The organism is Alteromonas sp. 009811495 (assembly GCF_028865455.1).
Classification (GTDB): domain Bacteria; phylum Pseudomonadota; class Gammaproteobacteria; order Enterobacterales; family Alteromonadaceae; genus Alteromonas.
This window is the reverse complement of record NZ_CP113972.1, coordinates 3,077,760-3,091,169: the sequence shown is the minus strand read 5'-3', so window position 1 is coordinate 3,091,169 and position 13,410 is coordinate 3,077,760. Positions and strand designations below refer to the sequence as shown.

General features: G+C 43.5%; 9 protein-coding genes. 5 read left to right on the top strand and 4 right to left on the bottom strand.

The genetic code is table 11. The features are described from left to right. Positions 1-14: 14 nt before the first annotated feature. Both OZ660_RS14085 and OZ660_RS14080 read left to right on the top strand, forming a co-directional pair. A complete protein-coding gene (locus tag OZ660_RS14085; RefSeq protein WP_274741330.1) occupies positions 15-524 on the top strand; it encodes a WbuC family cupin fold metalloprotein in 510 nt (169 codons plus the stop codon). Positions 525-840: 316 nt separating this feature from the next. Further along, positions 841-1,062 carry an XRE family transcriptional regulator gene (locus tag OZ660_RS14080; RefSeq protein ID WP_159627131.1) on the top strand — a complete coding sequence of 74 codons (222 nt, stop codon included), beginning with the start codon at positions 841-843 and terminating at the stop codon, positions 1,060-1,062. 11 nt (positions 1,063-1,073) lie between these two features. Here the strand turns inward: OZ660_RS14080 and OZ660_RS14075 are convergent, their stop codons facing one another. Then, entirely contained in the window at positions 1,074-2,357 is a 1,284-nt protein-coding gene (locus OZ660_RS14075) for a pectin acetylesterase-family hydrolase (RefSeq protein WP_274741329.1), read from the bottom strand. A 306-nt stretch (positions 2,358-2,663) separates the two neighbouring features. Here OZ660_RS14075 and upp point away from each other — a divergent pair, with 306 nt between their 5' ends. Together upp and OZ660_RS14065 are read left to right on the top strand one after the other, a co-directional pair. Then, the gene (upp, locus tag OZ660_RS14070; RefSeq protein WP_274741328.1) at positions 2,664-3,293 is read left to right on the top strand and encodes a uracil phosphoribosyltransferase; all 630 of its coding nucleotides are present in this window, start codon (positions 2,664-2,666) and stop codon (positions 3,291-3,293) included. A gap of 137 nt (positions 3,294-3,430) precedes the next feature. After that, entirely contained in the window at positions 3,431-4,456 is a 1,026-nt protein-coding gene (locus OZ660_RS14065) for a LacI family DNA-binding transcriptional regulator (RefSeq protein ID WP_274741327.1), read from the top strand. A 50-nt stretch (positions 4,457-4,506) separates the two neighbouring features. Here OZ660_RS14065 and OZ660_RS14060 read toward each other — a convergent pair whose 3' ends face one another. The 3 genes from OZ660_RS14060 to OZ660_RS14050 all read right to left on the bottom strand — a co-directional run bounded on the left by OZ660_RS14060 (position 4,507) and on the right by OZ660_RS14050 (position 10,310). After that, positions 4,507-7,410, bottom strand: coding sequence for a TonB-dependent receptor (locus tag OZ660_RS14060; RefSeq protein ID WP_274741326.1), 2,904 nt, complete (start codon positions 7,408-7,410; stop codon positions 4,507-4,509). 290 nt (positions 7,411-7,700) lie between these two features. Beyond that, entirely contained in the window at positions 7,701-8,279 is a 579-nt protein-coding gene (locus OZ660_RS14055; protein ID WP_202262119.1) for a thymidine kinase, read from the bottom strand. A gap of 12 nt (positions 8,280-8,291) precedes the next feature. Next, positions 8,292-10,310, bottom strand: a complete 2,019-nt coding sequence (locus tag OZ660_RS14050) for a putative bifunctional diguanylate cyclase/phosphodiesterase (RefSeq protein ID WP_274741325.1) — start codon at positions 10,308-10,310, stop codon at positions 8,292-8,294. Between the two features lie 484 nt (positions 10,311-10,794). Between OZ660_RS14050 and OZ660_RS14045 the strand changes: the two genes are divergently transcribed. Then, positions 10,795-13,299, top strand: coding sequence for a TonB-dependent receptor (locus OZ660_RS14045; RefSeq protein ID WP_274741324.1), 2,505 nt, complete (start codon positions 10,795-10,797; stop codon positions 13,297-13,299). The last annotated feature ends 111 nt before the right edge of the window (positions 13,300-13,410 follow it).

The following is a 13,410-nucleotide window of genomic DNA, read 5'->3' as shown; positions in this document are numbered from 1 at the left end:
CACAGGATTACAACGTGAAGCAGTTAAAACGGTTTGATAAACGGACATTTGAGGCATTACTGGAAAACGCGGCAAAAAGTGAACGGCGCAGAGCGAATCTCAATGTGCATGATTCTTATGAAGATGTCGTGCAGCGTTTGTTTATTGCTATGATGCCTGACTCTTATGTGCGTCCACACCGTCATTGCCAAATGCACAAATGGGAGTTTTTCATGGTGCTAGAGGGGGAATTAGATCTCATATTCTTTGATGATAAAGGCACTGTCTCAGAACGCTTAACGTTAAGTAGCAATAGAGATTGCTCGGGTGTGGAAATTCCGCCTAATGTATGGCACGCCACAGTGTGTCATGCACCTGTTGTATTTATGGAAGTTAAACAGGGGCCTTATGAGGTAACCGATGATAAAGGTTTTGCAGCATGGGCGCCGACTGAGGGAAGCAACGATGTGAGCACGTTTTTGGCCAGTCTTAAAACGGCCACAGTGGGGCAAAATATGGCGCTAGATGTGATGGATAGCGTATAGCATCAGATTACCTATCAACTTTCCGATTTGGAAAGTCGTTGCTATTGCTTATTTTGATGGTATGGTAAAGGATAAATGACACAAGCAGTCTGCGTATAAAGAGCACTGCGTAACCACACTTATTGTGAGAAAGAGAATTATCATGCGAAACGTTTCTACAGGCTATTTTTATAATTTTAATTACTGATTGCACCTGACCATCGGTGTTCAGGGGCAATTATTGGCTTCTGGGCACGCAGGTAGAACGTTTTGCAAAAGCCCAGAAGGTGTAAACTATCTGGGCTTTTTTAATGCCCATTATTCTCGGTAAAGAACAATGAAAGAACTCACATTAGGCGAAATTAGAAAGCAACACAGGGTGAAGCAAGAAGTTGTGGCGATGGCGTTATCAGTAACAGCATCGGGCGTCAGTAAGCTGGAATCTAAACGTATTCAAGATGTTTCTTTGCAGCGCGCTGCTGCCTATTTGGCAGCTGTTGGAGGAAATGTCAAAATTGAGGTAACTATGCCAGATGGCGCTACCCTACAAGTAGGGTAGCGATGTGGAGTTTAGTGATAGTAGGCTACGCTGTTTTCTCTAAAGCGTCTTGTTGTTGCGAATGTATATAGCCACTCGTTAAACGAAATACCTTTGGCACTTCGCTCATTGTAAAATGGGCTGGGTGACGAGACCGGAAATGCATTATCCTCACAGAAGTCGTTTAGTACCATGTGGCAGGTACCTTCTCCCAGATAGAATTGGTAGTTCCATGTGAATGCAGATAGGGCATGCACTGATGAGTGTGCTTGAATTTGCCAACCTAAGATGTAACCCAAATCAGACTCGTTTACTCCCCATGTTGAGGGATCAACGTTACCTTTTGCTACTTGGTCTGAAATTTTAGAAAACTGTATTTGAACAAAGTCGGTACCGGTAGAATATTGCGCAAACCTATTCCAAGGGTATTGATAAGCAAGGCGAAGCATAACTTGCTTATTGAGCGAAAGGTGGCTGAAATTGCCGATAAGCGATTGGAAATTCTCAGGTAGTGTGTCCTCAATAGCCCACGGACCACCATAGTTCAACACAGTCTCCGTAAAGCCTTTTGAGATTACGCCAAGAGACGCATCTGCAAATAGAGCAACCTTTTTACGACCAAAGAGCTGTTGCACATAAGGGAAGTTGAAAATTGCGCCATACCCACCGGCACTACTGCCGCTTAACAACACCTTGTTGGGTGAAAGCGTATTTTGCTGTAGTTGTTCTCTTAGCCAATCCATAACAACCATGGCGTTATCATGACCTCGGTGTCTAATTGTGACGTCAGCGCCTGGAAGTCCCGTTACTATGCCTAAGTCGTCAGTATATGTTGTGTCAGAAGAGCCCAAGTGAAGGTCGCCGGTGCAATAAGGAATGAATACTTTTGACCACGACTTGAATGGATTCTCTTCTACATCTTTGAATATTCCACCTGCTACTTCAGGTGTGTTTTCAAATTGCGCAGAAGGATTATATGCAGCTCTACTCATCGGGTCGTTGTCGAATTCCAACTGCATCGATGCTAGGCACGTTGAACTGTCCCAACACGCGCCGCCACCGTTAAAGTAAACTAACAGGTTATCGCTTTCACCTTGCTCAAAATAGAATGAAAACGGGTTTGGCTCTATTCCTTGAGGACCAACGAGTGCAGGTAGGGCACAAGAGGGATAAACAGTTTGTTCAGCGCCACTTGGGAGTGTTACGGCAACTTCTGAATCAGGGGTGATGCGCTGCCAGTCAGCAAAAGCGTTTGACGATACCACCAAACAAACACTGGTTACTATCAGGCGAATGCACGTAGATAGCGAATTCATAAAGCAATTTCCTTTTGTCATTTCATTGTTAACAGGGTAATAAATGATTATCTTTTAGAGGCTTACTAAGAGCACTACTTTCTAATAACGCTCAAATCAGTAAAATACAAACGATATGGAGAGTAGAGATTTGTACCAACAACGATTTCTACTACACCATGTAGATACAGATTAAATGAAATATAAATACTGTCTATACTTTGAGCAAGATTTTATAGGTCTGCTGAAGTGTCATGCAAAATAGAAACATCTCTAAAGGTCGCTTGAGGTATTGTTCTACTAATTTAACTCAACAGGAGCTTCGTCATGGCTGTTCATGAAATTACACACCCGCTTATTGCACATAAACTAGGCTTAATGCGCAACGCTAAAATAAGCAGCAAAGACTTTCGCGAACTTGCTTCAGAAGTTGGCAACTTACTGACTTATGAGGCAACAAGAACACTGCCGACCGAGCGAGCCAAAATACGCAGTTGGTCGGGAGACGAAGTAGAAGTTAGACAAATAAAAGGCAAAAAAATTACTGTTGTACCTATTTTACGTGCTGGATTGGGCATGCTAGAAGGTGTTTTAGAGTTAATTCCAAATGCCAAAATAAGTGTGGTTGGGCTGTATAGAGATGAAGAATCGCTGCAACCTGTGGCCTACTTTGACAAGGTTGTAAAAAATATTGATGAGCGCACCGCGCTGATTGTTGATCCTATGCTGGCAACAGGTGGAACTTTGATTGCCACTATCGATTTATTAAAGAAAAAGGGATGCACAAAAATTATGGGGCTATTTCTGGTAGCGGCACCTGAAGGGATTCGAGCCGTCGTTGATGCACACCCCGATGTTGATATTTTTACCGCAGCTATTGACGAACGACTCAATGATAAAGGTTATATTCTGCCTGGCCTTGGTGATGCAGGTGATAAGATTTTCGGCACGCGTTAATCAATTCTTCTTAAAAGTATTACAGTATATCTGCTAGACGTTAAATTACATGGGTTAAACGTTTAAGATAATGTTATAGTTCTTATGTAGTAACAGGACACGACAGACGTTAGCGTTCGTGACAAGAGCTAATAATAATGAACAAAACAAAATTAACCCTAAAAGATGTGGCACATCAGCTTGGTGTGTCTACAGCAACCATTTCAAATGCATTTAACCGCCCCGATCAGTTGTCAAAGGCGAAACGTGAAGAAATTCTAGAACAATGTAAAAAGATTGGTTATAGCGGCCCAAATAAGGCGGCGCAAATCTTAAGAAAAGGGACGTCAAATATAGTTGCATTGGTGCTAGCCGATAGTATTTCCTATATGGTCAGCGACCCTGTCGCAAGTACGTTTATTAAAGGAGTCTCCACGGCATTAAGAGAGCAGGGTAAACACCTTTTACTTTACGCTGGCGACTCTGATAGTCTTCTTGATGTTGTCGATTTTGTCGATGGATTTATCTGTTACGGTCAACCACGTAACGTAAAGCTTGTTGACGAATTGTCAGTGTCGGTTAAACCTGTTGTCACGGTAGACTTTGATATTGAAGGTAAGCCTTCTATCAACATAGACAATGAAGAAGCCGCTTATCAAGTGGCGCAACACGCCTTACAAAAAGGCGATAACGTGGCGATATTTGGTTTGCGTCTAATCGACTCACCTTCTACTTGCCGTATCTACGATAATCCTATTATCGGCGTAGATTCTTCTATTTCTCATAGACGTTTAGATGGTTATTTGCGAGCTGCAGATGAAAAGCAAGTGGCAATTAGTCGCGAGCGTATTTGGCATTTGCCAGAGAGTGAGCGAAGCTTTGCCCGTCAAGCTGCGAAAGAGGTGCTGACGAGTTCTCCACGCCCTAACGTAGTGTTGTGTATGAGTGATATTATTGCACTTGAGCTATTACATATGGCACTGGAAATGGGTATTAAGGTACCAGAAGAGTTGAGAATAACTGGGTTTGACGGAATTGAGGAAGCGGAGCGAGCGCGTCCTAGCCTAACTACGGTATGCCAATCAAGTATAGAAAAAGGCATTAAAGCTGCCGATGCGTTACTTGAGCAAATTCAAGATAAAACAGTATTGCCGTTTGAAGTGAGATACGGCGAAACGGTATAACGACTGGCTAGGAAAAAGCAATGCGCCGTCAAGGACGGCGCACTGTAAGGTTAGTAGAAAGAGTAGTTTAGGTTTAGCATGTAAGATGGGCCGAATTCTCGACGCAAGGTAACAATGCCGTTTCCGTCAATTGTCTCTTCTTTTTCATCGGTCAGGTTTACACCTTGAAGCGCAATACGTAAGCCTTCCAGATATTCAATACCACTTTGTGCAAAGTCGTAGCTGATTTGAGCATCTACCTGAGTAACAGCATCACGTGTTGCGGCTTCAATTTTGTTCGAGCCACCACGTTGGTAGGTCAAAAATTCCGAACGGTCTGTTGCAGCCACCCTTACTTCAAAACCATTCATTTCGTAGTAAGCCGTAATACTGTATGTGTTATCAGATTGACCAGGAATTGCCGTTCCATCTTCTAGCTCAGCATCAAGAATAGTTGCAGAAGCAGCAATACCAAATCCGTCTAGCGAATCAGTCAGCATACGAAGTGGAATATTCGCGGTTAGCTCCACACCTTTCATACTGCCTTCAAGACCATCTTCGAAGAATGAATAGAAACCTAAGTCAGGTGGTGTAACAAGATCACCAGCTTGATATGGTGTATCTTCTGGTCCGTAGTTACCATCAACATCAATGACACGGTCGTGGAAACCTGGAATGAAGTAGTTAGCACCGCCGTTCGTTTCATCATTGGTGAAGTCTATTAGCTGGTTTCCGTCACGGGTCCAGTTAACTAAGTCTTTGTAGAAGAGGGCAATGGATATATAGCCTTCATCTTCAAAGTAATTTTCAAACGACAAATCGAAGTTATTAGCTTCTAGAGGTTGAAGTGTTGGGTTACCAGTAAACTTCGACCAAGGTGAACCATACTCTTCTACAGCTGCTTGTGTATTTGGTGTAGCAATTAGCTCAATATTTTGGTCGAACTTCACAAACCCAGAAGCTTTCATCTGGTCAATTCGCGCACGGCTAATTGTTTTCGATGCACCGAAACGCAAGTAGCGGTTTTCGGTCAACTCAACACTCACATTCAAGCTTGGTAAGAAGTGTGAGTAGTCATCGCCATCATTAATAATACAATCGGCATCTACAACCTGGTTGCCATCGTCATCACAAACCGCGAAGTTATCGCCCACAATACCGATAAAACCTGTAGAGCTTTGATCGGTTTGAACATATTGCGCACCGACATTACCTTTAACGTTAAATCCGCTTACTTCGGTTTCAAAATCTAACTGAGCGTATAAAGTGACTACTTCTTCATCTACCGTGTATGAGTCGCCTAGTCTATCTGGCTCCAGAAGACCTGCATCGTTTAGGGTATATTCACCATCGTTGTATGGTGCAAATCCATCATAGGCAACCACATAGCCTAGACCCGCCCATGTAAGATCAGCTAATCCGTTGTAGAGGTACTGTGAAGGAATTGATTCGGAGAATGGATAAGAAGAAGCCGTTGCAAAGAATCCTTTGTTGTCCTTTGATTTAAAGCGATCACTGTAGTTCACACCTGCGGTAAAGGTGTTAAAAATACTCCAATCTACAAAACCAGTCACTTCAAAGCGCGCGGTTGTTAACTCTTCTTCAAAGTCAGCAAAGTTAAGGAAGCCGTCTTGCGCATTAAAGTAGCTATAGGGGTCGCCATTGGCCTGAAGTTCATTGGTAGCAAATTGATCTGCAATGTTTGCCATACCGCCACCCCATACTTGTGGGCCCGCTAGCTGCAGTAGCGCAGGATCGGAAAAGGCGTCAAGGCCTGTGCTATCGGTAAAGAAAATACCATCAGCACTCATTTGGAACTGTCGAGAACCAAGTTCATCATTGCTTAGCGCGCCTGAACGAGCAAGGCCCGCATAGGACTCACCACGTAGGTCACGCTTGCTCGACTCGCTATCAGCAACGTCAAGTGTCATCGACCACTCGTCGTTAATGTCGTAACGAATATTTAAACCGAAAGTTTGTAACTCACCGTCTTTTTGTGCTGGGTCGGTACGCAAAACCGGATTCGCGTTAATTTGAGTACCTGTATTATTAACACCACTGCCCGTAACATTCGCAGCGGCGAATGGTTCGATGAAACCACGGATTACGCCAGAATCTGAATAATCGATATCAAGAGCGTCAACGACAATGTCGAGTCTATCGGTGGGACGCCACTGGAATATTGCAGACACCGTGTCGCGCTCAAGTACGCGGCTAATAGCTTGTGTATCAAGACCAAATGGCAATACTTGGCCGTCATCATTTTCGCCATAACCCCATACACCGTACTTTCTTTCGTTACGCGGTGACTCGGTAGACGCAATGGCAAGTGCTAAGCCCATGGTATCGTCAGCAAACTTTTCAACAAAAGAAAGTGCAAAACGATTACCCGTATTATCAAATTCAGGGTTGTCTGAGTCGTTGCCGCCAAGTTCGTATACACCCGTTACTGTGAGGGTTTCTTGCGCAGACAGTGGACGGACTGTTTGAAGATCAACGGTACCACCAATTCCTTGTACTAATAGCGTTGCATCAGAGGTTTTGTAAATTGTGGCACCTGTCATGATTTCCGCAGGGTAAAGGTCGTATTCAACGCCGCGGTTGTCACCAATACCAATTAATTCACGGCCGTTAAGTGATGTGCCGGTAAAGTCTTCTTTGAAACCACGAACTGAAATACCAGATGTACGGCCACCTACGCGTTCACCAGATAAGCCCGGGAGGCGAGCAAGCGATTCGGCAATTGAAGAATCGGGTAACTTACCAATATCTTCCGCTGAGATAGCTTCAACAATTGAGTCGTTGTCCATTTTAACTGCTTGGGCACGCATGAGTGAACCGCGAATCCCTGACACTTGAATTACTTCTAAGTTGTCTTCGTCTGGCGTTTCTTGTGCTAATGCAACGTGACCGTGGAGCGCTGCAGTAATTGATAATGCAATAACCGCAGGTTTGAATTTTCCAGTGTGCTTCATATGCTTTACCTTGCTAAAAGTGTGTTAAATGCAGGTTTTTTGTTTTACAACCTCTTAACAATAGTCCGAAAAATACACGTTGGCAAGAATTTTCTTAATTGATTAAGTTAAAAAATGTGTTTGATTATTAGATCTGACAGCGCGGTCATATAATATTTACTTAATGCATTTTTATAGAGGCATGCAAAATGGGGAGATAAGAGATCGGTGCTGCGCTTTTAGTGAACTTGCGCCATTTGTGACATAAGCGTAGCGCTAAGTTCATAAAAGCGCCACGCGATAGCAAGAATTTAATCCCAGACTAGACTTTTGAAGTGCTTTCGACACATGGACTCATAGGTGTCATTGCCACCAATCTGGACTTGATCGCCACCTTTAACGGCATTGCCGTTTTCGTCTAGGCGCACAACAAAACTGGCTTTCCTACCACAATGACATACGGTTTTAAGCTCAGATAATTTATCAGCCCACGCAAGGAGGTAATGACTTCCTTCGAAGGTTTCGCCAAGGAAATCGGTTCTAAGCCCATAAGCCAAAACGGGGACTTTTAGCTCATCAACTACATCAACCAATTGTCGAACTTGTTCTTTCGTTAAGAACTGAGCTTCGTCAATGAATATGCAGTCTAACTTGCGTGTATTGTGGTCGTTGTTTATCGAAGCGAATAGGTCATCACCTTTTGCATAAAGTTTGGCGTCAGCCTGAAGGCCAATACGAGAAGTCACTTTACCCACCCCGTATCTATCGTCTAATGCCGCGGTATATATTACAGAGTGCATGCCGCGTTCACGGTAGTTGTATGCAGATTGAAGGAGTGATGTGGATTTACCTGCGTTCATTGCAGAGTAATAAAAATAAAGTTGTGCCATGGTTGAGAGGCTCTAATAGTTTTTGTTATACCAAGAAATAAAGTCGCTGGCACTCATGGGTTTTGCGTAGTAATAACCTTGTAAATAGTCTGTACCTAGGTCTGCAAGGTGGACTCGTTGCGCATCAGTTTCGATACCTTCTGCAATAGTCTTACAACGAAACTCTCGTGCCATCAACAGTGTCGCTCTTATTATGGTATCACTCTCTTCTGAGGTATTCTGTACAAATGAACGATCAATTTTTATAAAGTCAAAAGGCATTGATTGTAAACGGTGGAGTGAAGAGTATCCCGTACCAAAATCATCAATTGATATCTTTACGTCGCGGTCAACAAGATCATGTAGCCGCTGAGTAACCAATTCCGCATTATTGGCAAACACGCTTTCCGTTACTTCTAAATACAGGCGTTGTGGCGCTATTGAAGTTGTGTTTAGTGCGCTATCGAGTACTTTAACAAAGCCATCATCAAGAAGTTGAGTGATTGATACGTTAACTGACATACACAAACTTTCAGCAAACTGCCAGTGTGACAAGTCGATAAGCGCTCGGTTGAGCACCCAAGCCCCAATCTCAGGCATTAGCCCGCTTCTTTCAGCAAGAGGAATGAAAACATCAGGCGTGATCATTTCATCATCGCACTTCCATCTGAGTAGGGCTTCTACAGATGACACTTTATCAGATTTAACGTCGATGATAGGTTGATAGAAGACGCTGAGTTCGCCGTTATCTATCGCACAACGTAAACGTTCGCATAGCCGTTGATCACGCTTAATTTCTGCATGCAACAGTTCATTAAACACCCCAACTGACCCACGTTGTTTACGCTTTTGATCGTACATTGTGAGATCGGCCTGTTGAATAAGGTCAACCGCACTATCGCCATGCTCTGGATACATGGCAATCCCGATGGTCGCATCAAGCGTAACTTGATTGTCGTTCGCCATGATGGGAATAGTAACGCCGCTTCGCATTGCATGCGCTACGGCCTTTGCTGTGTCTACTGTTGCATAGGGGATAACGGCGACAAATTCGTCGCCACCCCAGCGCGCTAAATGATTTTTCTCACTATAGTTGCGAAGCCTAGCGGCTATTTCTGCCAGCACTATATCGCCAACTTTGTGGCCTAAGCTGTCGTTGACTTGTTTAAAGCCGTCCAGATCGATAAACAAAATGGCAAGCGAGTTATTAAGCACTTTTGTAGTGTCTAGCAAATTATTGAGGTGTTTAAGAAAACCGTTGCGATTAAGTAAATTAGTAAGAGGGTCTCGATTTGATAGCCTAAATAAGTCTTCAGTACGACGCTCAACTTCTGCTTCAAGATTGGCGTTAGATGCGTCGAGTTTTTCATTGGTGGCAATGAGTAACTGATTGACCTTTTCGGTTTCGCTTCGTTCGACGCGCATTTGTGCTAACAGCTTCTCGTTGTTTTCTTTTAGATAAAGCGTATTTACAAAGAAGCGGTTGTAGCGAGAAGCACTAAGGAATATACCTATCCAAAATACTAAGCCGAGCACACCGAGAATAAAAAACTCTCCAGACTCGTCAGCTAACACACACATCGACATAGGTACAAGGAGCGCGGTGCAATAAAAGGAAACCAAACGCTTGCTTGGTGAAAGCACTGTACCAGCACCACCTGACATTGCTGACAGTATTACCATGGTGGCGGAGAGTTCTACTGCGCCCATGGAGGGATAGAAAACTACCGAATAGAAGGCCCATACGCTTGCGGTAAGACAAACACCGACAGAAAAACGCTTTATGACGGCGTCGGGAGCGAAAGATTTATTTGCCAAACCAAAACGCCAGTAGCAGGCATCGATGAAGCGCAGCAAGCACACTATCATCATCACTAGCCACACTTTGTGTTTTAACAAAACTAGCGATTCATTATCTGTTTCAAAAAAGAACACTAAGCCAGAAAACGCAAATATGGTCATTAACAAACCGACAAAACTGTTGCCAACAAGCATGTTGGCAGTATCGCGTTTTATTTCTGTTGTAGATATCGTGTTTTGTTCAAGCTGCAATGGTTGGATTACCTAATCTACTTTGAGCAAATAAGCGACGTCACACGGCTCTAGATAGTCTATAAAGCGTATGAGCATGTCACACTATCTTATATACCTTATAAGGCTAGCAGAGTAAATTTATACCCGCGATTTTATACCCGCGAAGCATCGAGCCATATTACTTTGTTCATATATCACAAATCCCCACACTTCATCTCATTATTTAGTGACTAATGGCTTAGATTATTTTATCTAGTACTTTTCATCTTAATCGATTATGTGTTTTTCTCATAATTTGTCTTCTAGTTCCATTAGCAAAAAAAAATTTGTTAAGACTTAGTTAAATATGATTTTTATTGATATTTTTTACTGTTTTTTATTTCACAGAATGTTTACAAATAATTTTCTATGATATAGATTCTTAAACGATTAAGTTTTTCTTGGTCTACCATCACACACGAATTTGTATTTAACGGCGCCAACCTAAACCGCTGGAGAAGACATGAATAAAAAACACACATTAAACACAATAACCTTGGCTGTTTGCGCGGCTCTAACGAATTCTGTAGTTGCTCAAGAAGCGGTTTCAGAAGACACAAGCAGCAAAGAGAAATACGAACAAATTGTTGTTACCGCGACACCTGGCGGTACAACTATGCAAGAAGCTAGTGTTTCAGTCAGTGCATTTGACGAAGATGATATCGTCAAGCTAGCACCTCGTTCTACGGCGGAAGTATTCCGCGCGCTTCCTGGTATTCGCGCAGAATCCTCAGGTGGCGGCGGTAATGCCAACATCACAATTCGCGGTATTCCGCTAGCAACCGGTGGTTCTAAATTCTTACAAATTCACGAAGACGGTCTGCCGGTTTTAGAATATGGTGATATTAACTTTGGTAACGCTGATAACTTCCTACGCTACGACTGGTCTGTGGCAAATGTAGAAGCAGTGCGCGGTGGTTCTGCTTCTACCTTCGCAAGTAACTCACCTGGTGGCGTTATCAACATGATTAGTAACACCGGCCAGATTGGTGGTGGTGCAATCGGCACTTCATTTGGCGTTGACTATGAAGAGTTTCGCCTAGATTTTCGCTATGGTGGTGAAATCAGCGATGATTTGTATTATCACATTGCTGGATTTGCTCGCGGCGGAGAAGGGCCTCGTGAAACAGGTTATAACGGCGACCAAGGCGGCCAGGTGAAATTTAATATCACCAAAATGCTCGACAAAGGTCACATTCGTTTTTATTACAAAAATCTTGATGACAAAGTGTCTACCTATCTACCTTCACCTGTTTTGGTGAAAGGTGACGGTGAATATGGTCCAGTACCTGGGTACGATGCTAGCTCACAGGCGCTTAACTCTGCGTACAACACAAATATCTCAACGTTTGATAGCTACGGTAACCCAGAAAATCGTGACGTTCGCGATGGCATAGAATCAAAAGTAAGTTCATTTGGCGTGGAAGTTGATTTAGAAGTCGCTGAAAATCTGTTTCTTTTAAACAAATTCCGCATCTCTGATATCTCAGGCGGTTTCATTGCGCCTTTCACTGATGGCTTCCCAGCAGGCCCGGGGGATGTGTCTAACTTTGCATCTGCATTATGTTCAGGCGCGACAGACGGCGATGGTAATGCGCTTAACTGCGACAGCACGACAGTGACGTTAGCAAATGGCCCAGGTGCTGGAGATGTCTACACAGGTCAAGCTTTTACTAATCTGCAGTTTGACACGCGCATCAATGACCTTGGTAATATGATTAATGATTTCAGCTTGCGTAAAGAGTTCGACAACGGTGTTAACCTAACGGTAGGTTATTACTATTCGAATCAAGATATCGCCACTAGCTGGTCAAGCTGGCAAACTTTCATTCAGACGTTAGACGGAGACAACTCTCAGCTTCTAAATATTACAGACGCTGATGGTGTTGAATTAGTGTCTGATGGTTTACTGTCGGCGAGCTTCTTGTCATGGGAGTGGGACTTAAACTACGTCACTAAAGCGCCTTATATGAATGTTGGTTTTGAATTGTCTGACAACATCATTATTGATGCATCGGTACGTCATGACACAACAGAAGCGTCTGGTGAATTGATCAGTTCGTGCTGTGGCGGTAACGCCGATTTCGACCTTAACGGTAACGGCGTAATAGAGCAAATTGAAGACGCGTCTGCAACGAATAGTGGCTTTATTCGCGGTGGTGTAATCAATCTCAACCGCGCTGGTGCGGCGTCACAGATTGTCGATTACTCAGCCAATAATACATCTTACTCTTTTGGTGGCTCATATTTGCTAAGTGACAGTCAAACATTTTTCGCGCGCTACTCAAAAGGTGGGCGAGCGATTGCTGACCGCTTACTACAAATTGGCGGTACGCTAAATGCTGACGGTAGTCTAACAAACACAACATCAGGTTATGACACCACTAAGCAGCTTGAAATTGGCTATAAGTACGGCACTAAAGACTTAATGGTAAACGCTACCTTGTTTGATACTGTCACTGAGGACACGCAAGCAGAGGTCACCAGTGGCCTTACGTTTATGCGCGAATACGAAGCGACAGGTCTTGAACTTGAAGGTCGTTGGAATGCAACTGATAACTTTGTTGTATCTGGTAACCTGACATGGACAGACGCTGAAATTAGCGATGACGTGAACAACCCTGCGCTCGAAGGGAATACGCCTCGTCGTCAGGCTGACTGGATTTGGACCATAACGCCTGAGTATGTCACTGATACGTGGTCTGTAGGCGCATCATTACAAGGTTCCACAGAGTACTACGTACAAGACAACAATGACCTTAAGCAGGAAGGCTATAATTTAGTTAATCTATTCGCTACTTACTGGGTGAACGATCAATTTTCGGTTTCGCTTAACGTAAATAATGCGACAGATGAGTTCATTATTACCGAGTCTGAAGAGGGTTCTGCGGCCGTTGGTAGCTATGTACGTGCCCGCCCACTGAACGGACGTACAACAGTATTATCACTTAAATATATGTTTGATTAATACCCAGTGTAGAGTGTGAACTCACTCTTCTAAATGATTGAAAACGTCCGCCTAGCGCGGGCGTTTTTTTATGGTAATGCTCACGATTCCCATAAGATAAGGCAGGTGAAA